20 protein-coding genes and 1 tRNA gene are annotated in these 21,578 nt (G+C 71.2%); 7 read left to right on the top strand and 14 right to left on the bottom strand.

Features of this window, described 5'->3' with window-relative positions:
* Position 1 precedes the first annotated feature (1 nt).
* Together HQQ79_RS03840 and HQQ79_RS03835 are read right to left on the bottom strand one after the other, a co-directional pair.
* Positions 2-553: an FHA domain-containing protein gene (locus HQQ79_RS03840; protein WP_110861913.1), complete on the bottom strand. Its 552-nt coding sequence runs from the start codon at positions 551-553 to the stop codon at positions 2-4.
* Positions 550-1,230 (bottom strand): DUF3662 and FHA domain-containing protein, encoded by a 681-nt coding sequence (locus tag HQQ79_RS03835; protein WP_138802202.1) that lies wholly within the window; start codon positions 1,228-1,230, stop codon positions 550-552. The genes HQQ79_RS03840 and HQQ79_RS03835 overlap by 4 nt, the downstream gene beginning before the upstream one ends.
* 86 nt (positions 1,231-1,316) lie before the next feature.
* On the opposite strand from HQQ79_RS03835, the gene HQQ79_RS03830 reads away from it, so the two are divergent.
* Positions 1,317-1,403, top strand: a tRNA-Leu gene (locus tag HQQ79_RS03830).
* Positions 1,404-1,479: 76 nt separating this feature from the next.
* Here HQQ79_RS03830 and HQQ79_RS03825 read toward each other — a convergent pair.
* Positions 1,480-1,959: a hypothetical protein gene (locus tag HQQ79_RS03825; protein WP_173032557.1), complete on the bottom strand. Its 480-nt coding sequence runs from the start codon at positions 1,957-1,959 to the stop codon at positions 1,480-1,482.
* An 86-nt stretch (positions 1,960-2,045) separates the two neighbouring features.
* Here HQQ79_RS03825 and HQQ79_RS03820 point away from each other — a divergent pair, with 86 nt between their 5' ends.
* A complete protein-coding gene (locus tag HQQ79_RS03820) occupies positions 2,046-2,378 on the top strand; it encodes an NUDIX domain-containing protein (RefSeq protein ID WP_254066141.1) in 333 nt (110 codons plus the stop codon).
* Here the strand turns inward: HQQ79_RS03820 and HQQ79_RS03815 are convergent.
* Both HQQ79_RS03815 and HQQ79_RS03810 read right to left on the bottom strand, forming a co-directional pair.
* Entirely contained in the window at positions 2,361-2,978 is a 618-nt protein-coding gene (locus tag HQQ79_RS03815) for a TetR/AcrR family transcriptional regulator (RefSeq protein WP_173032556.1), read from the bottom strand. The two genes, HQQ79_RS03820 and HQQ79_RS03815, sit on opposite strands and share 18 nt — an antisense overlap.
* A 20-nt stretch (positions 2,979-2,998) precedes the next feature.
* Positions 2,999-4,534, bottom strand: coding sequence for a PucR family transcriptional regulator (locus HQQ79_RS03810; protein WP_173032555.1), 1,536 nt, complete (start codon positions 4,532-4,534; stop codon positions 2,999-3,001).
* A 92-nt stretch (positions 4,535-4,626) separates the two neighbouring features.
* On the opposite strand from HQQ79_RS03810, the gene gabT reads away from it, so the two are divergent.
* From gabT to HQQ79_RS03790, 4 genes are all read left to right on the top strand, one after another.
* A complete protein-coding gene (gabT, locus tag HQQ79_RS03805) occupies positions 4,627-5,988 on the top strand; it encodes a 4-aminobutyrate--2-oxoglutarate transaminase (protein WP_173032554.1) in 1,362 nt (453 codons plus the stop codon).
* 95 nt (positions 5,989-6,083) lie between these two features.
* On the top strand, positions 6,084-7,544 hold the full coding sequence (locus HQQ79_RS03800; RefSeq protein ID WP_216852252.1) for an NAD-dependent succinate-semialdehyde dehydrogenase: 1,461 nt from the start codon (positions 6,084-6,086) through the stop codon (positions 7,542-7,544).
* Positions 7,541-8,911: an NAD(P)/FAD-dependent oxidoreductase gene (locus tag HQQ79_RS03795; RefSeq protein WP_173032553.1), complete on the top strand. Its 1,371-nt coding sequence runs from the start codon at positions 7,541-7,543 to the stop codon at positions 8,909-8,911. The genes HQQ79_RS03800 and HQQ79_RS03795 overlap by 4 nt, the downstream gene beginning before the upstream one ends.
* Before the next feature lie 60 nt (positions 8,912-8,971).
* A complete protein-coding gene (locus tag HQQ79_RS03790; RefSeq protein ID WP_155896911.1) occupies positions 8,972-9,130 on the top strand; it encodes a hypothetical protein in 159 nt (52 codons plus the stop codon).
* Positions 9,131-9,210: 80 nt separating this feature from the next.
* Here the strand turns inward: HQQ79_RS03790 and HQQ79_RS03785 are convergent, their stop codons facing one another.
* The 9 genes from HQQ79_RS03785 to HQQ79_RS03745 all read right to left on the bottom strand — a co-directional run bounded on the left by HQQ79_RS03785 (position 9,211) and on the right by HQQ79_RS03745 (position 19,963).
* Positions 9,211-10,578, bottom strand: coding sequence for an NAD-dependent succinate-semialdehyde dehydrogenase (locus HQQ79_RS03785; RefSeq protein WP_173032552.1), 1,368 nt, complete (start codon positions 10,576-10,578; stop codon positions 9,211-9,213).
* 21 nt (positions 10,579-10,599) lie between these two features.
* On the bottom strand, positions 10,600-12,012 hold the full coding sequence (locus HQQ79_RS03780; protein ID WP_051597034.1) for an APC family permease: 1,413 nt from the start codon (positions 12,010-12,012) through the stop codon (positions 10,600-10,602).
* 133 nt (positions 12,013-12,145) lie between these two features.
* The gene (locus HQQ79_RS03775) at positions 12,146-13,156 is read right to left on the bottom strand and encodes an agmatine/peptidylarginine deiminase (protein ID WP_173032551.1); all 1,011 of its coding nucleotides are present in this window, start codon (positions 13,154-13,156) and stop codon (positions 12,146-12,148) included.
* Positions 13,153-14,187 carry a nitrilase-related carbon-nitrogen hydrolase gene (locus HQQ79_RS03770; protein ID WP_173032550.1) on the bottom strand — a complete coding sequence of 345 codons (1,035 nt, stop codon included), beginning with the start codon at positions 14,185-14,187 and terminating at the stop codon, positions 13,153-13,155. Before HQQ79_RS03770 ends, HQQ79_RS03775 begins: the two co-directional genes overlap by 4 nt.
* 459 nt (positions 14,188-14,646) lie before the next feature.
* A complete protein-coding gene (locus HQQ79_RS03765; RefSeq protein WP_173032549.1) occupies positions 14,647-15,300 on the bottom strand; it encodes a DUF1345 domain-containing protein in 654 nt (217 codons plus the stop codon).
* 43 nt (positions 15,301-15,343) lie between these two features.
* Complete coding sequence (locus tag HQQ79_RS03760; protein WP_173032548.1) at positions 15,344-16,687, bottom strand: NAD(P)/FAD-dependent oxidoreductase; 1,344 nt, start codon at positions 16,685-16,687, stop codon at positions 15,344-15,346.
* The gene (locus tag HQQ79_RS03755) at positions 16,687-18,051 is read right to left on the bottom strand and encodes an FAD-dependent oxidoreductase (RefSeq protein ID WP_173032547.1); all 1,365 of its coding nucleotides are present in this window, start codon (positions 18,049-18,051) and stop codon (positions 16,687-16,689) included. The genes HQQ79_RS03760 and HQQ79_RS03755 overlap by 1 nt, the downstream gene beginning before the upstream one ends.
* 2 nt (positions 18,052-18,053) lie before the next feature.
* On the bottom strand, positions 18,054-19,496 hold the full coding sequence (locus HQQ79_RS03750; protein ID WP_173032546.1) for an aspartate aminotransferase family protein: 1,443 nt from the start codon (positions 19,494-19,496) through the stop codon (positions 18,054-18,056).
* Positions 19,493-19,963, bottom strand: a complete 471-nt coding sequence (locus HQQ79_RS03745; protein ID WP_173033097.1) for an Lrp/AsnC family transcriptional regulator — start codon at positions 19,961-19,963, stop codon at positions 19,493-19,495. The genes HQQ79_RS03750 and HQQ79_RS03745 overlap by 4 nt, the downstream gene beginning before the upstream one ends.
* A gap of 145 nt (positions 19,964-20,108) precedes the next feature.
* Between HQQ79_RS03745 and HQQ79_RS03740 the strand changes: the two genes are divergently transcribed.
* Positions 20,109-21,563 carry a gamma-aminobutyraldehyde dehydrogenase gene (locus HQQ79_RS03740; protein WP_173032545.1) on the top strand — a complete coding sequence of 485 codons (1,455 nt, stop codon included), beginning with the start codon at positions 20,109-20,111 and terminating at the stop codon, positions 21,561-21,563.
* Positions 21,564-21,578: the final 15 nt, after the last annotated feature.

The raw sequence follows: 21,578 nt of genomic DNA, 5'->3' as shown, positions 1-21,578 counted from the left end.
GTTACCGCCGCAGCTCGAACGTCGTCGTCCCGATCGTGATGGGCGTGCCCTCTGCCACGAGGACGGGAGCGCTCACCTTCTGACCGTTGACGAAGGTGCCGTTCGTGGACTCGAGGTCGGTGAGGAGCCAGCCGTCGGCGCGGAGGTCGAGGCGGGCGTGGTTGGTCGAGGTGTAGTCGTCACGGATCACGACGTTCGACTCGCTCGACCGTCCGATCGTGATGGGGCCGCCACCCAGGGGCATCTCCATGCCCTCGCGCGCACCCTCGGTGATGACCAGGCGGGACGCTGCCGGCGAGGCGGGCCGTTGCGCACCACCGGGTTGCCCGATCACGTCGGTGAACGCACCGCTCGAGGCGGGGCCGGGGGCCGCCGCAGCCGGGACGGTGGGGGTGCTCGGTCCGGACGGCGCCGACTTGGGATCGGTCGGGATCGTGCGGACGCGCTGGCCGAAGAGATCGCTGCGCAGGGCGAACACGATCACGAACACGAACAGCCAGAGCACCGCGAGGAACGCGAAGCGCAGGACGAGCAGGGTCAGGCCTGTGGTCATCGAGCACCTCCGTCGTTCTCCGGGATCACCCGGAACACCATACGGGTACGACCGATCTCGATGGTGGAGTCCGGCTCCACGATCGCCTGCTGGAAGTGCTGACCGTTCAGCTTCGAGCCGTTCGTGGAGCCGAGATCGGTGGCCTGGGCGTGCTTGCCGTCCCACAGCACCTCGACGTGCTTCCGGCTCGTCCCGGTGTCCGCGATGGTGATGTCGGCGTCGCTGCCGCGCCCGATCACCGTGCGCCCGCGGTGCAGTCGGTGTCGCTGCGAGCCGATGTCGAGCACCGGGACCCAGGCCACGTCGCGCTGCACGGTGGTGGAGTCGACCTGCAGGATGCCCGTCGAGAGCGTGCCGTCCTGCTGGAGCCGGATGGTGACCGGGCCGGAGAACGAGTAGTTCTGCGCGACGGCGTGTTGGTGCACCATCTGGGTCAGTTCGTCGATGAGCGGGCGACCGACGTCGTTCATGCGCGTGCAGTCCGGCGGTGCCAGGCGCACGGTGAACTCGTTCGGCACGAGGATGCGCTCGCGGGAGACCACTGCAGCCTTCGTGTCGAGCTCGCGCCGCAGGGCGCTCGAGATCTCGACGGGCTGCACCCCGGAGCGGAAGGTCTTCGCGAACGCGCCGTTGACGGCGCGTTCCAACCCTCGCTCGAAGTTGTCCAGCAGGCCCATGCGTCTCCCGTGTCGTCGGTCGTCAACCACTGCATGGTAGTGGTTGGCGTTGACACCCGTCTGTGCGTGGTAGTGTTTCGGGGCTGGCGCGAGTGGCGGAATTGGTAGACGCGCACGGTTCAGGTCCGTGTGCTGGAAACGGCGTGGGGGTTCAAGTCCCCCCTCGCGCACCAGGCGAAGAACAGGAAAGGCCCCGGAGGAATCCGGGGCCTTTCGTGTTTCTCGGGAGTCGTCCGCGGTTCCCGGCTGTCAGGCCCGGTCGGCGCCCGTCGTGTGGTCGGCATCCGGCCTGGAGGCACGGCCCCGCCCCGACACGCCGGTTCCGTCGAACCCGTGGTCGGCTCTCCGTCCTTCCTGCGAGGCGAAGAACGGGCGCGCGCTGGGCAGGAAGAGCAGGACCGCGGCGACGACCGACAGCGCGATCGTCAGGACCGCGAGTTCGCCGCCGGTGAGGCTCAGGACCGCGCGGAAGGCCGCGACGACGACGAGCACGATGCGCGCGACGCGGGAGCCTCCGGCCATCCGGAACACCGCCCACGTCACCAGGGCCCAGAGCGCCAGGGCGACGATCCCGGCGAGGACCGGTGCCTGGCCGACCGCGGCGTCCGTCGCGAAGAACTGGAGCACGGTGGCGACGACGCAGGCTGCCACCCACACCAGCCACAGCACGAAGGACACGGTGACCACCTGCGGTCGGTCCGGTCGTCGGAGGATGAAAGTCCTGGTCATGCTGCACCGCCCTCTGCCGCTCCCTGGTGCGGCACGTCGAGCGTACCGAGCGGACGGAGTCCTGCCGAGGTGCCCCGCTACGGTGACTGCTCGACGAGGACGATCCCGAGACCGCGGTGCGGCGTGAAGCGGTCGAGGAGCTCGGCATCCGGCTCGGTGCGCTCGAGCACCTGGGCGACGTGTTCATGAGCCCCGGTTCGGTCACCGAACGGGTCCACTTCTCCCTCGGCGCGTACACCCCGGCCGACCGGGTCGAGGCCGGTGGCGGCGTGGAGGACGAGGGCGAGGACATCGAGGTGCTCGAGGTGCAGCTCGACGAGGCGCTCGCGATGGTGGCGGACGGTCGGATCGCCGACGGCAAGACGATCATGCTGCTGCAGTGGGTGGCGCTGCGGCGGGGGTCACCCCGACAGGGCTGACCCGTCCAGGCCCACCGCTCGCGCGATCGTCGTGCGGACCAGGCCCTCGCGGGTCGGGCGGTCGAGGTAGTCGACCAGGGCGTACCCGTTGGTGGCGTCGACGAGCGCGAAGAGCAGGCGTCCGACGCCGTCCGGGTCGTCGGTGTGCAGCACGCCCGCGCGCACCCCGTCGCCGACGACCGTGGTCGCGAGGAGCTGCCAGTCGTCCATGACGTCCCGTGCCGCAGTCGCCAGTGCCGCGTTCGTGCGGCCGATGCTCCACGCGTCGGCCCACAGGGTGGCGACGTCGTCGCGCGCGGGATCGGCGATGCAGTCGAGCAGGGTGCGGAGGCCGGAGACGGGGTCGGGCGCAGCGGCGACGATCGCGCGGACCTCGGCGACCTCGGCCACCGCGACGGTGCGGAACGTCTCACCGACCAGGTCCTCCATGCTCGGGCGGTAGTGGGCGACGAGCGACGGCGCGACCCCGATCACGGCGGCGACCCCGCGGAGCGTCACCGCCGCGAGGCCCTCGGCACGCGCCAGGTCGACGGCGGCCGCCGTGATCTGGGATCCGCGTTCGGCCGGGCTCAAGCGCCGGCGGGCCGGTGTCGACGGCATCGTCCCACCGTATCCGCGCGTCACGCGCCGTCGACCACGAAGGCTGCCCAGAGGTCGGCCCGGGTCGAGAAGACGGAGAGGTCACGGTCGAGGAGCCGACCGGCGTGCTCCACCCGGGCGCGGGCGGTGTGCCGGTGGATGCCGAGGACCCGTGCGGTGCGGTCGTACTCGCAGTTCTCCTGCAGCCAGGTCCGGACGGTGCGCGTGAGCTCGGTGCCGGCCGTGCGGTCGTGGTCGAGCAGCGGGGCGAGGAACGCGCGGGCGACTGCACCGGCGTCCACGTCGACGTGGGCGAGGTGGGCGAGCACCCCCTCTCGGGCGAGGTCGCCGAACTCGGTGGTGCCCGGGCGTCCTTCACGGCGTCGGTCGAGTGCCTGCACGGCCTCGGTGCGGGCGCGTCCGAACGACCGGTACGCGGCGCCGTCGGACAGGCCGGCGCGCAGGTCGAAGCGGTCGACGAGTTCGGCGACGATCCCGGTGTCGTCCGCGTTCACGCAGAGGAACAGGGCGTCGTCGACCGCGAAGAACAGGTGCCCCGGACGGTCCTGCACCCACAGTTCGAGCAGGTCCACCACGGTGTCCAGTTCGTGGTCGGGGACGTCGACGGCCGCGATCCGGACGGGTTCGGCGGGCAGCGGCCCCCACACCTCGCGTGACGTCGCCTGCACCACCTCGGGTTCGCCGACGGACAGCATCGTGAGGAGTCCGGTGCGCAGGAGTCCGCGGGCACGGGCGAGCTCGCGGTTCTGCTGCAAAGCGAGGCCGGCCAGGGCGATCACGGCCGTGACGACCTCGCGTCCGGCCCGGTCGAGGGCTCCGCCGTTCGCGATCGCGAGGACGCCGCTCAGGTGCCCGCCGCTGCCGAGCGTCTGCAGGGTGTACCCGACGCCCCGGTCCGTGGCGACCGGCAGGCTCGCCCGCTGCCCGGAGCGCAGCAGCCGCAGCGCCTCGGACCGCAGGAGGTCGAGGTCGGCAGCGGGCAGCCCGTCGGCGGGGTGTCCGCGGTCGAGCCGCCCGGAGACGTCGAACAGGCCGACCCACCCGTCGAGCTGCCGGGACAGCTCGGCGATGGTCGCGCCGAGTCCGTCCGGTCGCATCGCGGCGAGCGAGATGGCCCGCTGCGCCGCGAGGGCCCAGGCACCGCGTGCGTTGGCGTCCCGGGCGACCGCTTCGGCGTTGGCCTGCGCGACCGCGATGAAGGAGGTCTCGTAGGGCACCTCGAACAGCGGCAGTCCGTTCCGGGTGCAGGCGGCGACCAGGGCGTCGGGGGTGCCAGCCCGGACCACCTCGGTGCCGAACCCGAGCGCCACGACACCGCCGTCCACGAGCCGCCGGACGTAGGCCTCGGCGACGTCGTCGCGCACCTCGGCCTCGGCACCGAACTGCGTGCCGGTCGTGAGCAGTCCCTGTCCCTCGGCGAGGAACGGCGTCGGGTCCTCGAGATCCGAGCTGTGCAGCCAGGACAGCGGGGCATCGAGGGCGTGCTCGTCCGCGTCGGTGAGCGGGCGCAGGTGGAGTTCACGCCGGTGCAGCAGGGAGCGCAGCGTTGCGGGCATGCGGTCACCCTATCCACCGGGTCGATCTGGCCGGGGGCCGATGTACGCCGTGGACAGTACGAGTGCGCGGTGGTGGCTCCTACCATCGCGGCATGTCCTCCACCGCAGCGTCCGCGACCCGAGCGACCACCGGCGGCCCCTCGCTGCCCCAGGAACGACGGCTCGTCACCGCAGTCCCCGGCCCGCGATCGCAGGAGCTGCTCGCCCGGAAGGCCGGTGCCGTCGCGGCCGGGGTCGGGGTCGCCGTGCCCATCGCCGTCGTCGCGGCCGGTGGCGGCGTCGTGGTCGACGCCGACGGCAACTCGTTCGTCGACCTCGGGTCCGGGATCGCCGTGACGTCGGTCGGCAACGCCCACCCCGGCGTGGTCGCTGCGGTCACCGAGCAGGTCGCCGCCTTCACGCACACGTGCTTCACCATCGCCGCCTACGACGGGTACGTCGCCGTCGCCGAGGCACTCAACCGTCTGACCCCCGGCGACCACGAGAAGCGGACGGCGCTGTTCAACTCCGGGGCCGAGGCCGTCGAGAACGCCGTCAAGATCGCCCGGAAGCACACCGGTCGGCAGGCCGTCGTGGTCTTCGACCACGCCTACCACGGCCGCACGAACCTGACGATGGCGCTGACCGCCAAGAACCAGCCCTACAAGAACGGCTTCGGACCGTTCGCACCCGAGGTCTACCGCGTCCCGATGTCGTACCCGTTCCACGACGGGCTGTCGGGGCCCGAGGCGGCGAAGCGTGCGATCAGCCAGATCGAGAAGCAGGTCGGAGCCGAGAACACCGCCGCGGTCCTGATCGAACCGATCCAGGGCGAGGGCGGCTTCGTCGTCCCGGCACCGGGGTTCCTCACCGCGCTGTCCGAGTGGACCACCGCGAACGGCGTCGTGTTCATCGCGGACGAGGTGCAGACCGGGTTCGCCCGCACCGGCGCGATGTTCGCCAGCGAGCACGAGGGGATCGTGCCCGACGTCGTCACGACCGCGAAGGGCATGGCCGGCGGACTCCCCTTGTCCGGTGTGACCGGGCGTGCGGCGATCATGGACTCCGCCCACGTCGGCGGCCTCGGCGGGACGTACGGCGGCAACCCGATCGCCTGCGCCGCGGCCCTCGCGGCCATCGACGCCTTCGAGCACGACGGACTCGTCGAGCGCGCCGGGGCGATCGGCACGGTCCTGCTCGACGCCCTGCGCAGCGCGCAGGCCGACGACCCCCGCATCGGCGACGTCCGCGGCCGCGGTGCGATGGTCGCGATGGAGCTCGTCGACCCGGCCACCGGTGATCCCGACCCCGGGCTCACCGGACGGGTGGTGCGGTACACGTTCGAGCACGGCGTCATCGCCCTCACGGCCGGCACGTACGGCAACGTCGTGCGTTTCCTGCCGCCGCTGTCGATCGACGACGACCTGCTCCGCGACGGCCTGACCGTCGTCCTCGACGGGCTGGCCGCGTCGTGAGCGCGACGATCCCCGCCACAGCGTGGCCCAGCGTCCCCGACGCCACCGGACCAGCCGCCGAACAGGCGGTGCTCGACCGCGTCCCCACGGGCCTCCTGGTCGACGGTGTCTGGCAGCCGGCGGCCGACGGCGGTACCTTCGCCGTCGTCGACCCTGCGACCGGCGAAACACTCCTGCACATCGCCGACGCCTCGCCCGAGGACGGCCGGAAGGCGCTCGACGCTGCCGTCGCCGCACGGCACGGCTGGGCGACCACGCCCCCGCGGCAGCGCGCCGAGGTGCTGCGCCGCGCCTTCGACCTGCTGCAGGAGCGACGCGAGGAGTTCGCGCTCCTGATGACGCTGGAGATGGGCAAGCCCCTGGCCGAGGCCCGCGGCGAGGTCGCGTACGGCGGCGAGTTCCTCCGCTGGTTCTCGGAGGAAGCGGTCCGGATCGGTGGTTCGTACGGCACCAACCCCGAGGGGACCGGCCGCGCCACCGTCTCTCACAAGCCCGTCGGACCCGCGTTCCTGATCACACCGTGGAACTTCCCGTTGGCGATGGCGACCCGCAAGATCGCACCGGCGCTCGCCGCAGGCTGCACCGTCGTCGTGAAGCCGGCCGAACTGACGCCGCTGACCACCCTGCTGTTCGCCGACCTGCTCGTCGAGGCGGGTGTGCCCGCCGGCGTCGTCAACGTCGTCCCGACCACCCGGGCCGCCGACGTCTCCGCACCCGTGATCGCCGACCGGCGCCTGCGCAAGCTGTCCTTCACCGGTTCCACGCCGGTCGGACGCACACTGCTCGGCCAGGCGGCACAGAACGTGCTCCGGACGAGCATGGAACTCGGCGGCAACGCCCCGTTCCTGGTGTTCGCCGACGCCGACCTCGACCTGGCGGTGGAGGGCGCGCTCGCCGCGAAGTTCCGGAACACCGGCCAGGCCTGCACCGCCGCGAACCGGTTCCTGGTGCACGAGGACGTCGCCGACGAGTTCACCCGCCGGGTCACCGAGCGGGTCACCGCGATGCGGGTCGGCCGGGGGACCGAGGACGGCGTGGCCATCGGGCCGCTCATCGACGCCCGAGCCGTGGACAAGGCGCACCGCCTGGTCACCGACGCGGTCGAGCGCGGGGCGACGCTCCGGACCGGCGGACACCCGGTCGACGGGCCCGGCACCTTCTACGCACCGACCGTCCTGACCGACGTGCGACCCGGCAGTGCGATCCTCGACGACGAGATCTTCGGGCCGGTGCTCGCGATCCGCACGTTCCGCTCCGAGGACGAGGCCGTGGCCGCCGCGAACGACACCGAGTACGGTCTGGTCGGCTACGCATTCACCGAGGACCCGGCACGCGGGCAGCGCCTGATGGAGCGGCTCGAGACCGGCATGCTGGGGCTGAACACCGGGGTCGTGTCGAACGCCTCGGCCCCGTTCGGCGGCGTGAAGCAGTCCGGCCTCGGTCGCGAGGGCGGCGGCGAGGGCATCGCCGAGTACCTCGAGACCATGTACACGCTCACCCCGGACCCGTTCCGGCACACCGACAGCACCACGACCGCACAGGGAGCAGCTCGATGATCGAGAAGGACGTCGTCGTCATCGGAGCCGGTGTCGCCGGTCTCACCGCCGCGAACCGCCTGCGGGGCGCCGGCCTGCGGGTCGCCGTGCTCGAGGCCCGCGACCGCGTGGGGGGCCGCACCTGGACGAACGACATCGACGGGGTGACCCTGGAGATCGGCGGGCAGTGGGTCTCGCCCGACCAGACCGCACTGCTCGAGACCCTCGACGAGCTCGGCCTGCAGACGTACGACCGGTACCGCGAGGGCTCCAGCGTCTACGTCGACGCCGACGGCACCCGGACCGAGTACACCGGCGACATCTTCCCCCTGCCCGAGGCCACGGCGAACGAGATCGAACGGCTCGTCGCCGTCGTCGACGAGTACGTCGCGAAGGTCGACCCGGCCCGCCCCTGGGAGACCCCGGAGGCGGCCGCCCTCGACGAGGTCTCGTTCCGCGCCTGGCTGCACGACCTCAGCCCGGATCGGGTCGCGACCGACAACGTCGAGCTGTTCATCGCCGGCGCGATGCTCACGAAGCCCGCGCACGCGTTCTCGGCGCTGCAGGCCCTGCTGATGGCGGCGTCGGCCGGGAGCTTCACCAACCTGGTCGACGCCGACTTCATCCTCGACAAGCGGGTCGTCGGCGGCATGCAGCAGGTGTCCGAGCGGCTCGCCGAGCGCCTCGGCGACGACGTGCACCTGAACGCTCCGGTCCGGACGCTGCGGTGGGGCGACGAGGGGGTCGTCGCGCTCGCCGACGGTGGCATCGAGGTGCACGCCCGACAGGCACTCGTCGCGGTGCCGCCGCCCCTGTACTCGCGGATCTCGTACGAGCCGCCGCTGCCCCGACGCCAGCACCAGCTGCACCAGCACCTGTCGATGGGCTTCGTGATCAAGGTGCACGCCGTCTACGACCGTCCCTTCTGGCGTGCTGCGGGCCTGTCCGGCACCGCGTTCAGCCCGTACGAGGTCGTGCACGAGGCGTACGACAACACCTCGCACGGTTCCGAGCAGGGGACCCTGGTCGGGTTCGTCTCCGACCAGCACGCGGACGACCTGTTCGCGCTGTCGACCGAGGAACGCCGGGCCCGGGTGCTCGCCTCGCTGGCGCACTACTACGGCGACGAGGCCCTGTCGCCCGTCGTCTACTACGAGAGCGACTGGGGCACCGAGGAGTGGACGCGCGGCGCCTACGCGGCGAGCTTCGACCTGGGCGGGCTCGTCCGCTACGGCGCCGACCAGCGCGCCGCGGTCGGTCCGATCCGGTTCGCCTCGAGCGACCTGGCCGGGCAGGGCTACCAGCACGTCGACGGTGCCGTGCGCATCGGGCGCGAGGTCGCCGAGGAGATCCTGGCGGTCGTTCCACAGCCCACTGCGGCACCGTAATCACCTCGGCGGGTTACGGCTGTGTGCCCCGTCCAGGCGCCGACGCGTACCGTCCGGGCCATGAGTGACGCAGCGAACGGGTCCAGCGACCCCACCAAGGACCAGGAGCAGTACACCGAGGACCTGCCGGACGGGTCGCCGACGGGCGACGCGACGGAGGACCCGCAGCAGGACAGCGACACGGACTCCGGCGGCGAGCCCGCCGACCCGCAGCAGTAGCGGCGACCCACGGACGGACGGGAGGCGCGGTGCCAGCTGGCACCGCGCCTCCCGTCCGTCCGTCACCCGGGTCCGGGGCGTCAGGAGCCGATGCGGATCAGCTTCTTGTTCACGAACTCGTCGGCCCCCAGGGGGCCGAGCTCGCGGCCGAAGCCGCTGCCCTTGACGCCACCGAACGGCAGCTCCGGGCTGTCCGCGCCGACGATGTTCACGTAGACCATGCCGGCCTCGATCCGGTCGGCGACCCGGAGTGCCTGGTCGGCGTCGGTGGTGAACAGGTACGAGCCGAGGCCGTACGGGGTGTCGTTGGCCAGGGCGATCGCCTCGTCCTCGTCGGCGACGCGGTACACGGCGGCGACGGGGCCGAAGAACTCCTCGCGGTAGGCGTCGTTGTCCGGTGTGACGTCGGTCAGGATCGTCGGCAGGAAGGCGTTGCCCCGGCGGTCGCCGCCCGTGACGACGGTCGCACCCTGCTCGACGGCGGCAGCGAGCTGTTCCTGCAGCCGGTCGGCCGCGGCCGGGGACGACAACGGACCGAGTTCGGCACCGGGCACGCTCGGATCGGTCGGTTCGACCGCCGACATCGCCGCGGTGAACTTCGCCAGGAACTCGTCGTACAGGCCGTCGACCACCAGGAACCGCTTCGGGGCGTTGCAGACCTGGCCGTTGCCTTCGAGCCGTGTGGTGACGGCGGACTCGACGACGGCGTCCAGGTCGTCGGTGGACAGCACGATGAAGGGGTCGGAGCCGCCGAGTTCGAGCACCACCTTCGTCAGGTTCCGGCCGGCGATCTCGGCGACCGCGGCACCGGCGCGTGCCGAACCGGTGAGCGAGACGCCCTGCACGCGGGGGTCGGCGATGACGTCGGCGACCTGGTCGTTCGTCGCGAACACGTTCGTGTAGGCGCCGTCCGGGAAGCCGGCATCGTGGAAGATCCGTTCGATGGCCAGGGCGGACTCCGGGCACTGCGGTGCGTGCTTGAGCAGGACGGTGTTGCCGATGACCAGGTTCGGTCCGGCGAACCGGGCGATCTGGTAGGCGGGGAAGTTCCAGGGCATGATGCCGAGCACGACGCCGATGGAGGCCTTGCGGATGAACGCGGACCCCTCGGACCCGTCAGCCAGGGTGATCGGCTGGTCGGCCAGGAACGCCTCGGCGTGCTCCGCGTAGTAGTCGTAGATGTCGGCGCAGAAGTCGACCTCGCCCTCGGCCTGGTCGATCGGCTTCGCCATCTCGCGCACGATCGTGGCGGCGAGCTCGGCGTGCCGCTCCCGGTACAGGTCCGCGACGCGGTGGAGCAGGGCCGCGCGGTCGGCGACGGTCGTCGTCCGTGACCACTCGGTGTGGGTGCGGTCGGCGGCTGCGACGGCGTCGTGCAGCTCGGCGTCCGTGATGGTCGGGTAGGTCTCGAGGGTCGTGCCCGTGGTGGGGTCGGTGACGGCGTACATGGCGTCCTCTCGTGGTGGCGGTCAGGCCTGGTCGGTCAGCTGCTTGTTCACACCGGTGACGGGCTGGTTCTCGTCGAAGCCCTTCGGTGCGACCCGGAAGCCCTTCGTGATGACGAGCAGGTAGACGAACCCGATCGCCGCCCACACTCCTCCTGCGATCAGGGCGTCGGCATGGAGCTGCGACCAGAGCACCCCGGTCAGGAGCATCGCGACCCCCGGCAGCACGATGTAGCGCCAGCGGTCGCCCGCCGTGTGACGGCGTCCGTTCCGGATCGCGAAGTGCACGATCACGGTGGCGTTGACGAAGGTGAACGCGATGAGCGCGCCGAAGTTGATGTAGGCCGCGATCGTGTCGAGCGAGAAGCTCATCGCCAGCAGGGTGACCGCGCCGACGAAGACGACGTTGAACACCGGGGTGTGCGTACGGGGGTGCACGTAGCCGAAGACCCGCTTCGGCAGCACGTTGTTCCGACCCATCACCATGAGCATGCGGGCGACGCTGGCGTGCGACGCGAGACCCGAGGCGAGTGCGGCGACGAACCCGGCCGACACCAGGACCGCCTGGAACACCGGACCGCCGACGAGCAGGCCGATCTGGGGGAGCGGGTCGTCGGTGAACTCGCCGAACGGTGCGTTGGTGGGGAAGCGGAGCTGGGCGAAGTAGGCGGAGACCAGGAAGATCGCGCCGCCGAGCAGGACGGTCAGCATGATCGCCTTCGGCATGATGCGGATCGACTTCGCCTCTTCCGTGTACATCGTCACGGCGTCGAAGCCGATGAACGAGAAGCACACCACCGTCGCCCCGGTGAGCAGGGCCGACATCGTCACGCCGTCGTGGACGAAGGGTTCGGCGCTGACGATCGTGCCCGCACCGGCACCGTGGGTGAGCTCGATCACGGTGAAGACCACGAACGCGATCATCGCCAGGACCGCACCGATGAGCAGCACCATGTTGAGGTTCGACGTGCCGCGCATCGACAGGCAGATCACCGTCGTCACGAACACCGTGTACACGACGACGGTCACCCACGGGGGCAGCCCCGGGAACACCTGCTCCAGGTAGAGCCGGATGATCAGGGCGTTCACCATCGGCAGAAGCAGGTAGTCGAGCAGTGACGCCCAGCCGACCATGAAGCCGAGGTTCGGGTGCATCGACTCCCGGACGTACGTGTACGCGGAACCGGCCGCGGGGTAGACGCGCACCATCTTCCCGTAGCTGATCGCGGTGAGCGCCATGATGACGAGTGCGATGAGGTAGGCGCTCGGCACCGCGCCGTCGGTCTGCCCGGAGACGATGCCGAAGGTGTCGAACACGACCGTCGGGGTCATGTAGCCGAGGCCGAGTCCGACGATCGCCCAGAGCCCGAGGCTCCGCTTCAGCGACCCGCCGCGCACCGGTGCTGCCGGCGCGGTGACCGCGATCGGTGATGCCATGTGACTTCCCTGCTCTTCGGGGCCGGGCAGCGTCGCCCGGATCAGTTCGGAGCACCATACCGACGGGTCGGCAGTGGGCGGACCGGCCGCGGTGTACAGGTGATCGGTACCGGCTGTACACCGCGGCGGTGGTTCAGGCCACCGGTTGCTGCTGCGTGATGCAGTGCAGCCCGCCGCCGCGCGCGAACACCTGTCGCGCGTCGATCGAGCGGACCCGTCGGCCCGGGTACGCCTCGGCGAGGATGCCCCTGGCGCGGTCGTCAGCGACCGGGTCGCCGAACGCACAGGCGATCACGGCACCGTTCACCACGACGTGGTTCACGTAGTTCCAGTCCACCGGTCCACCGTCGTCCGACAGCGTCGAGGGGGCGGGCAACTCGATGATCGTCGCGTCGGTCGCCTGCTCGAGCGCTCGCCGGATCTGGGGCACGACCAGGTGGTCCGGGTGGCCCGCATCCGGCTGGGCGTGCAGCAGGACCGTGCCCGGGTCAGCGAAGGTCGCCACCATGTCGACGTGGCCCCGGGTGCCGAAGCCGTCGTAGTCGCGCGTCAGACCGCGGGGCAGCCAGATCACCCGTGTGGCGCCGATCGTGCGCGCCAGCTCCAGCTCGACGCGCTCCCGGTCGGCGTACGGGTTCCGACGCGGGTCGAGCTGCACCGTCTCCGTCACGAGCACGGTGCCGGTGCCGTCGACGTGGATCGCCCCGCCCTCGTTGACGAGCAACGACGGGATCCGTGTGGCTCCCGCAGCACGGGCGACCGTCGCGGCGGCCTCGGCGTCACGCGTCCAGGTCGACCACGGGTTCGCCCCCCAGCCGTTGAAGACCCAGTCGACTGCGCCGAGTCGCCCGGTGTCGTCGTCGACGACGAACGTCGGACCGATGTCGCGCATCCAGAAGTCGTCGAGGGGCGCCTCGAGCACGTCCACGCCGGACGACAGCAGGCGACCGGCATCCGCGCGTGCGACGGGGTCCACGACGACGGTCACCGGCTGGTGCTCGCTGATCGTGTTGGCCGTGGTCGCCCACGCCGTGCGCGCGCCCTCGGCACTCGCCGCGTCGTCGCCGAGCGTCAGGCCGGGGCGCGGGAACGCCATCCAGGTGCGTTCCTGCGGAGCCGTCTCGGGAGGCATCACCCACGTCATGCGCGCGCCTCGCGCCCGGCGGTGGCCGGTTCCACGGCCAGGGCCGCGTCGATCGCGTCGCGTGCGCCGTACGCGTGGCGTTGCTCGTCGACGGGGTCGACGAGCCCGGCGTACAGGTCGGGTCGCCGGGTCAGGTAGAAGGGGAACAGCCGGAGCCACTCCGTCCCGGCGTCGAGGTCGAGGTCGGCGACGAGCACCACGCTCGCGTCACGGGGCGCCTCGACGAGCACCCGGCCGAACGGGTCCGAGATGAAGGACGAGCCGTAGAACGTGATGTCGCCCTCGTCACCCCACCGGTTCGGCACGACCATGAACTGCCCGGCGGTGATGCCGTTCGCCACGATCACCCGCTGCCAGATCGGCGCGGTGTCGAAGTCGGGGAAGGTCGGTTCGGAGCCGATCGCCGTCGGGTACACGAGCACCTCGGACCCGGCGAGGCCGTAGGAACGGGCGACCTCGGGGAACCACTCGTCCCAGCACGTCGGCAGCCCGAGGCGCGCACCGAGTCCGGCGGGTTCGTACACCGGGAAGGCGTCTTCGTCCGTCCCCGGGCGGAAGTACGTGTCCTCGTGGTAGCCGGCGCTGATCGGGATGTGGGTCTTCCGGGTCCGGCCGACCAGGGTGCCGTCGGGCCCGACGAGGACGGCGGTGTTGTACCCGCGCGGGTCGTCGGGCTGGTCGTCGTCATCCGGCCGCTCGTACAGGGAGGCGTGCACGAACACCCCGTGCTCGATCGCCTGGGCACGGGCGAAGGCGACGGTCGGACCGTCCTGCAGCGACTCGGCGAGGTCCTTCGGGGTCCCGCTCGCCGGGGAGTCGCCCGGGTAGCGGCGCAGCGTCAGTTCGGGCAGGAACACCGCGGTGGCTCCGTGCGCTGCGGCGGTCGCGATGCCGTCGGCGAGCTGGGCCCGGTGCTCGTCCGGGTCGGGGAGCCACCGCACCTGCACGAGGGCGACGCGGAGGGACCGGCGGGGTGCGCCGGTGTCGGCGTGCAGCGGCGACGGGAGCGAGGGTGCGGTGACGACGTCCATGCGCCATTGTTGATCACACGATCAATTGACGCAAGACCCCGGTTTCGACCCGCGAATATCAGTATGCTGGTCTCGGGTTCCGTGTCGTCGCCGGGACGCGGGCCCGGGCAGAGAAGAAGCCCACCACTGCAGCAACAGTGGTGGGCTTCGATTTGTCCTCCGAGTGGAGAACGAGGGACGAACTGGGTCCCGAGCCTGAAACTCGGAGCCAGTGTAACGCGCTCGTCGAGCGAGTTGCGTCCCTCGGCCTGCGCTTCTCGTGTCCGCCGGCGCTGACACGAAGGTGGTCCGATGTCGAACGACATCGAACCGCGTCGCGGCCGTCGAGTGCCGTGGTTGGGGATCGCGAGCTTGCTCGTGACCGTGGCCCGGTTCCTGCTCGAGCTGTGGCGCAAGGGCTGAGCCCCAGGGCACCCCACGCATCTCGCGCGGGGTGCCCGTCGGGTCGTGTCGGGAGGCTCAGCTGATGATGTTGACCGCGCGCGAGATGACCAGTGCCAGCAGGATGAACCCGCTGAGCGCCTGGTAGGCCATGATCATCTTCGCCCGGACGGTCATGGGCATCGTGTCCGTCGGGCTGAACGCCATCATGTTCGTCATCGCCACGTAGAGGTAGTCGAGGTAGACCGGCCGCCAGTCCGCGGTCTTCGGGTCGGTCTCCTGCGGGAACTGGAAGTCCGCCTCGGCACCCGCCCACAGCTCGGGGCGACGCCGTGCCACCGGACCCCCGCGGTCGAGCTCCCAGTAGACGAGCCCGAACACGATGATCGTGCTCACCCAGACCTGCAGCGCGGTGAGCAGCACGGCCGCACCGTCCGCGTGCCCGCCGAGCAGCTCGGTGATGGTCCGGATGACGGTGAGCTGGCTGGCGACGGTGAGCAGGGCCGCGAGCGCGAACGACAGCCACCGTGACCAGGTGGTCTCGCGCGTCAGACGCCGCGGGTTGAAGACGATGAGCGGGGCGAGCAGCAGGACGCCCAGGACGGGCACCACCCACGACGGGAAGAACAGCACCTCGTCCGGCAGGAACAGGCTCAGCGCCAGGTTCACCAGGACCGCGACGGCGACCGGTGCCCGGTGTTCGTGTCTCGGTCGGGTCCTCGTCGGGGTCACGGAGCGAGTGTCGCACGGGCCGACACCCGCGGGGGTGTGGCGCTCAGGGCGTGGACAGCGGGTCGGCGAGCGAGAGCGGCTCGACCTGGGTGCCGAGCAACCGCCCGGCTGCCCGCAGTCCGGACAGCAGCGCACCGTGCACGGTCGCCGGGTCGTCGCTCCAGGTGGCCTCGCCGGCGAGCTGCACCCGGCCGGACGGGGTGCCGAGCAGGTCGTGGTCGTCGGGTGACGCCCCGACGTGCAGGTACGAGTACGAGCCCCGCGAGAACGGGTCCTCGGCCCACCGGGTGATCCGGAACGCCTCGGGCCGGGGGACGGACGCGCCGAACATCTTCCGCAGCGCCACCACCCCCTCATCGACGACCATGGCGTCCGGCAGGGTCTCGAGCCGACGGGCTCCGGCACCACCGACCAGGGCAGCGAGCACCGGCGCACCGGTCACCCGGGACATGTCGTACCAGGAGTGCCAGTCGACCCCGGCGGACCCCTGCTGCCGGACCACCCACGAGTCGCCCCAGAACCGTGAGGGGAACCGCAGGAACACCTTGTCGTAGGTGCCCATCCCGAGCCGGTCGAGCGCTCCGGTCACCGGTGCGGACAGGGGCGGAGTGAAGACCACGTCGCCGGCCTGCAGCACCCCGAGCGGCACCGTGACGACGACCTGCCGTGCCACCACGGTGGTGCCGTCGGTGAGCCCCACCGTCACCGAGTCGCCGGCCTGGGTCACCGACCGCACGACCGACGACAGCCGGACGTCGAGACCCCCGGCCAGCGCGCGGGCGTACTGGGCGTAGCCGCCGGGGAACACCACCTCGTCACCGGGGACGTGCTCCTCGTCGAGGCCGTGCGCGTCGAGGACGGTCACGGGGGCACCGCAGAGGTCTTCGGAGCGGTGGGCCGTGTACTCGCGGACCCGTGCGGCCCGATCGCCCTGCCACTGCAGCGACCGCAGCACGGTGTCGACGGCGGCCGCGTAGGTCGAGGGCGGGGGCGCCCCCGCGACGACGGCGTCGAGGGCCGCGTCGACGGTGTGCAGGTCCGCCACGAACGCCGACGTGTCCTCGGCGGAGAGTGCGGCGCCGGACGGGTCGTGCCACGCGATCGGCCGCCCGTCGAACTGGAAGCTGCCGACCGTGAACTCCACGGTGTCGATGCCGAACGCCGGCGCCAGGGCCCAGAGCGGGTTGCCGTCGACCCCGTGGATCCACGAGGCGCCGAGGTCGACCGGAACCCCGAGCGACGCATCGGTCCAGGTGCGCCCGCCGATCCGGTCGCGGGCCTCGAGCACGACGACCCGCTGCCCGCCGAGTGCGAGCGCCCGGGCGGCGGCGAGCCCGGCGATCCCCGCCCCGACGACCACGACGTCGGCGTCGAGACCAGCAGCCATCAGTGTCCTCCGGTCAGCGGTGCCATCAGCCGGGCCGCCAGACTCGGCCGCCCGGTCAGCGCCTCTTCGCGGTCGGCCAGGTCGGTCGCGACGAGTCCCGCGTTCGCCCCGAGGAACCGCAACGGCTCGGGCTCCCAGTCGGGCGATCGGTGGTTCACCCACGGCAGTGCGGTCAGTGCCGTCGACTCGCCGCGCACGAGGTCGGCGAGGGTCCGTCCGGCCAGGTTCGTCGTCGACAGACCGTCACCGACGTACCCGCCGGCGCTGCCGACGTGGCCGTCCCAGGTCACCGAGGCGCACCAGTCACGCGGGACCCCGAGCGGTCCGCCCCACGTGTGGGTGACCGGGGCGTCCGCGACGACGGGGAACAGGTCGACCAGGGCCCTCCGCAGGTGCTCGAACACCCGCGGCACCCGGTCGTACCCGGGCGTGATCGCGGACCCCCAGTGGTAGCGGGCTCCGCGGCCACCGAACGCCAGCCGGTCGTCGGCCGTGCGCTGCCCGTACACGAGCAGGTGCCGGTAGTCGGAGAACGTCTGCCCGTGCTCGAGTCCGATGCGCTCCCACGCGGACGCCGGCAGCGGGGCCGTCGCGATCATGAGCGAGTACAGCGGCAGGATCCGCCGCTTCGTCTGCTCCAGCTGGGCGCCGTAGCCCTCGACCGCGATCACCACAGCGCCCGCCGTGACGGTGCCGCGCGACGTGACCACACGCCCGCGATCCCAGGACGAGACGGGCGTGTGCTCCGCGATCCGGACGCCACGGGCCTCCAGGGCGGCCGCGAGGCCACGCACCAACGCGGCGGGCTGCACGCGCGCGCAGTCCGGGGTCCACGCGACACCCGCCGTTCCGGCGGCGTCGCCCGCTCGAGCGGGCCGCCACGTCAGGTCGTCGCCCCATGCCGCGGAGGACGCGACCTCGTCGTGGGCGGCGCGTTCCTGCACGGCGGAGCGTGCGTACAGGACGGTCCCGCCCTTCACGTAGTCGCAGTCGACCTCGGCTTCGGCCGCGGCGCGGCCGACCTCGTCGACGGTGTCGCGCATGGCGGCCCGGAGCGCCAGGGCGGCGTCGCGCCCGTGCTCCTCGGCGATCGCGGAGGCGGACCGCGGGAACAGCGCCGAGCACCAGCCGCCGTTCCGACCGGACGCGCCGAAGCCGGCGATCTCGCGTTCCAGGACGACGATCTGGAGGCCCGGGTCGGCCCGGTGCAGGTACCACGCGGTCCAGAGACCCGTCAGTCCACCGCCCACGATCACGACGTCGGCCGTCGTGTCTCCGTCGAGCGGCGGCCGGGGCGTCAGGTCGTCGCGTCCGGTGGACGCGAGCTGGTCGAGCCAGAACGAGACGCCCCGGTAGCCGCCCACGGTCAGATCTTCGTCCAGGCCTCGGACAGGACGCTCCGCAGGATCGACGTCATCTCGCGGAACTCCGGCTGCCCGATGGTCAGCGGCGGTGCGAGCTGCACGACGGGGTCACCGCGGTCGTCGGCCCGGCAGTACAGCCCCGCGTCGAACAATGCCTTCGACAGGAACCCGCGCAGCAGCCGCTCGGACTCGTCGTCGTCGAAGGTCGTCTTGGTGGCCTTGTCCTTGACGAGCTCGATGCCGTAGAAGTAGCCGTCTCCGCGGACGTCACCGACGATCGGCAGGTCGAGCAGGGTGTCGAGCTCGGCGCGGAAGAGCGGGGCGTTCTGCTGCACGTTGGCGAGCAGCCCCTCTTCCTCGAAGATGTCGAGGTTCTCCATCGCGACGGCGGCCGACACCGGGTGCCCGCCGAACGTGTAGCCGTGGTAGAAGGTCGTGTCCCCCTTGGAGAACGGCTCGAACAGTCGGTCGCTGATGATCGTCGCGCCGATCGGGGAGTACCCGGAGGTCATCGCCTTGGCGCACGTGATCATGTCCGGCACGAAGCCGTAGGCGTCGCAGGCGAACATCGTGCCGATCCGGCCGAACGCGCAGATGACCTCGTCCGAGACGAGCAGCACGTCGTACTCGTCGCAGATCTCGCGCACCCGCTGGAAGTACCCGGGCGGCGGGGTGAAGCAGCCGCCGGAGTTCTGCACCGGCTCGAGGAACACCGCGGCGACGGTGTCGGGGCCCTCGAACTCGATCATCTCGCGGATCCGCTCCGCCGCCCAGAAGCCGAACTGCTCCTCGGTGCCGCCGGGGAAGCCCATCTCCTCGGCGCGGTACGAGTTCGTGTTCGGTACCCGGAAGCCACCGGGGGTCAGGGGCTCGAACATCTCCTTCATCGCCGGGATGCCGGTGATCGCCAGGGCGCCCTGCGGGGTGCCGTGGTAGGCGACCGCACGGGAGATCACCTTGTGCTTCATCGGCTTGCCCTGGAGCTTCCAGTAGTACTTCGCGAGCTTGAAGGCGGTCTCCACCGCCTCGCCGCCGCCGGTGGAGTAGAAGACCTTGTTGAGGTCACCGGGGGCGTGCTCGGCCAGCCGGTCGGCGAGCTCGATCGCCGCGGGGTGCGCGTACGACCAGATCGGGAAGAAGCTCAGCGTCTCCGCCTGCTTCGCGGCCATCTCGGCCAGGCGCTTCCGCCCGTGCCCGGCGGCGACGACGAACAGGCCGGACAGCCCGTCGATGTACCCCTTGCCGTGGCTGTCGTAGACGTGGTGGCCCTCGCCGCGCACCATGATCGGCACGTCGGCGCCGGCCTGGTTCGCACCGTGCCGGGCGAAGTGCATCCACAGGTGGTCCCGGGACTTCCGCTGCAGGTCGGCGTCGTCGACCGGTGCGAACGGGTCGTACGAGCCGAGGCGGGTGGGCTGTTCGGTCTTCTGGTCGGAGATGGTCATCGCGTTCCCCAGTCGTAGAGCTGTTTGCGGAGTTGCAGGTAGACGAAGGTCTCGGTGCCGGCGACGCCCGGGATGGCCCGGATGGTGCCGTTGAGCAGTTCGATCAGGTCGTCGTCGTCCTCGCACACGACCTCGACCATCAGGTCGAAGCTGCCGGCGGTCATCACGAGGTAGTCGACCGACGGCAGCTGTTCCAGGGCATCGGCGACGGTTCGGGTGTCGCCGCTGACCCGGATGCCGATCATCGCCTGGCGGTGGAAGCCCAGTTGCATCGGGTCGGTGACCGCGACGATCTGCATGACGCCGGTCTCGGTCAGCTTCTGCACGCGCTGTCGGACCGCCGCTTCACTGAGACCGACGGCCTTGCCGATCTCGCCGTACGGGCGGCGCCCGTCCGCCTGGAGTTGTTCGATGATCCGCTTCGAGGTGTCGTCGATCGGTCCCGGACGTCGTGGTGCTGCCGCCATGCCGGACAGCATGGCAGCGAGGTTCGGGGTGCGCAAGGGATTCCGTTGTGAACACCGTGTTTCGCGACGATTTCCGTTGTTACGGTTCTCCACAACCTCCGGATCCTTCTTCCGTGCCGCCGGAATCCGTGTCAGTATCACCGCCATGCTGGACGCACAGAGCACGGCGACGGCGGACACCGACACCCGGGTCCTGCGGAACTTCGTCGGGGGTGCCTCGGTCGAGTCGACCGCCGACACCACGTTCGACCTGGTCGACCCGACCGACGAGCACGTCTACGGCACGTCCCCGGTGTCCACCCCCGCCGACGTCGACGCCGCCTTCGATGCGGCCGCGACCGCGTTCGAGACCTGGCGCCGCACCACCCCCGGCGAACGGCAGCTCGCCCTGTTCCGGATCGCCGACGCGATGGAGCAGCGGGCGTCGGAGTTCGCCGACCTCGAGTCGCTCGACACCGGGAAGCCCCGCGCCACCCTGGTCGAGGACGAGATCCTGCTCTCCGTCGACCAGATCCGTTTCTTCGCCGGGGCCGCCAGGAACCTCGAGGGCCGGAGCGCCGGCGAGTACCTGGCCGACCACACCTCGTTCGTCCGGCGTGAACCCATCGGTGTCGTCGCCCAGGTCACCCCGTGGAACTACCCGCTCAACATGGCGGTGTGGAAGTTCGCGCCGGCGCTCGCCGCGGGGAACACCACCGTGCTCAAGCCGAGCGACACGACACCCCTGTCGACCCTGCTGCTCGCCGAGGTCGCCGCCGAGTTCCTGCCGCCGGGGGTCCTGAACGTCGTGGTGGGGGACCGCACCACCGGCGCCGCGATGGTCGACCACCCCACCCCGCAGCTCGTGTCCATCACCGGGTCCGTCCGTGCCGGCATGGAAGTCGCCCGTGCGGCCGCCGGGGACCTCAAGCGCACTCACCTGGAGCTCGGCGGCAAGGCACCCGTGATCGTGTTCGACGACGCCGACATCCCCTCGGCGGTGGCCGGGATCGTCGCCGCCGGGTTCTTCAACGCCGGACAGGACTGCACCGCCGCCACCCGGCTGCTCGTGCAACAGGGCATCCACGACGAGTTCGTCGCAGCGCTCGCAGCAGAGGCACGCGTCAACGCGAGAACCGGGTCAGACGGTCACTACGGCCCCGTCAACAACGCGAACCAGCTCGCGCACGTGCAGTCGTTCCTGGACACGCTGCCCGACCACGCGACGATCGAGCTCGGCGGCGCACGACAGGGTGACCGCGGGTACTTCCACGAGGCCACGATCGTCGCCGGCCTGCGCCAGGACGACCGGGCCGTGCAGCAGGAGATCTTCGGCCCCGTGCAGACCGTGCAGCGGTTCTCGACGGAACAGCAGGCCCTGACGTGGGCGAACGGCGTCGAGTACGGCCTGGCGAGCTCGGTGTGGACGACCGACCACGCGCGTGCCATGCGCTTCGCCCGCGACCTGGACTTCGGTTGCGTGTGGATCAACACGCACATCCCGATCGTCGCCGAGATGCCGCACGGCGGGTTCAAGCACAGCGGGTACGGCAAGGACCTGTCCCAGTACGGCTTCGACGACTACACCCGCATCAAGCACGTCATGTCCTACATCGGCTGAGGCCGACCACCCCCT

Source organism: Curtobacterium sp. VKM Ac-2852 (assembly GCF_013205045.1).
In the GTDB taxonomy this organism is placed as follows: domain Bacteria; phylum Actinomycetota; class Actinomycetes; order Actinomycetales; family Microbacteriaceae; genus Curtobacterium; species Curtobacterium flaccumfaciens.
Note: the sequence above shows the minus strand (reverse complement) of the source record. Positions and strands in the feature narration are given on the sequence as shown.

Excerpts from the sequence above, each read along its gene's own strand:
- HQQ79_RS03740 (WP_173032545.1), top strand. The coding sequence starts at position 20,109 with ATGCTGGACGCACAGAGCACGGCGACGGCGGACACCGACACCCGGGTC.
- HQQ79_RS03770 (WP_173032550.1), bottom strand. The coding sequence starts at position 14,187 with ATGGACGTCGTCACCGCACCCTCGCTCCCGTCGCCGCTGCACGCCGAC.
- HQQ79_RS03780 (WP_051597034.1), bottom strand. The coding sequence starts at position 12,012 with ATGGCATCACCGATCGCGGTCACCGCGCCGGCAGCACCGGTGCGCGGC.
- HQQ79_RS03760 (WP_173032548.1), bottom strand. The coding sequence starts at position 16,687 with ATGGCTGCTGGTCTCGACGCCGACGTCGTGGTCGTCGGGGCGGGGATC.
- HQQ79_RS03745 (WP_173033097.1), bottom strand. The coding sequence starts at position 19,963 with ATGGCGGCAGCACCACGACGTCCGGGACCGATCGACGACACCTCGAAG.
- HQQ79_RS03840 (WP_110861913.1), bottom strand. The coding sequence starts at position 553 with ATGACCACAGGCCTGACCCTGCTCGTCCTGCGCTTCGCGTTCCTCGCG.
- HQQ79_RS03790 (WP_155896911.1), top strand. The coding sequence starts at position 8,972 with ATGAGTGACGCAGCGAACGGGTCCAGCGACCCCACCAAGGACCAGGAG.
- HQQ79_RS03815 (WP_173032556.1), bottom strand. The coding sequence starts at position 2,978 with ATGCCGTCGACACCGGCCCGCCGGCGCTTGAGCCCGGCCGAACGCGGA.
- HQQ79_RS03810 (WP_173032555.1), bottom strand. The coding sequence starts at position 4,534 with ATGCCCGCAACGCTGCGCTCCCTGCTGCACCGGCGTGAACTCCACCTG.
- HQQ79_RS03750 (WP_173032546.1), bottom strand. The coding sequence starts at position 19,496 with ATGACCATCTCCGACCAGAAGACCGAACAGCCCACCCGCCTCGGCTCG.
- HQQ79_RS03795 (WP_173032553.1), top strand. The coding sequence starts at position 7,541 with ATGATCGAGAAGGACGTCGTCGTCATCGGAGCCGGTGTCGCCGGTCTC.
- HQQ79_RS03835 (WP_138802202.1), bottom strand. The coding sequence starts at position 1,230 with ATGGGCCTGCTGGACAACTTCGAGCGAGGGTTGGAACGCGCCGTCAAC.
- HQQ79_RS03825 (WP_173032557.1), bottom strand. The coding sequence starts at position 1,959 with ATGACCAGGACTTTCATCCTCCGACGACCGGACCGACCGCAGGTGGTC.
- HQQ79_RS03775 (WP_173032551.1), bottom strand. The coding sequence starts at position 13,156 with ATGACGTGGGTGATGCCTCCCGAGACGGCTCCGCAGGAACGCACCTGG.
- HQQ79_RS03785 (WP_173032552.1), bottom strand. The coding sequence starts at position 10,578 with ATGTACGCCGTCACCGACCCCACCACGGGCACGACCCTCGAGACCTAC.
- gabT (WP_173032554.1), top strand. The coding sequence starts at position 4,627 with ATGTCCTCCACCGCAGCGTCCGCGACCCGAGCGACCACCGGCGGCCCC.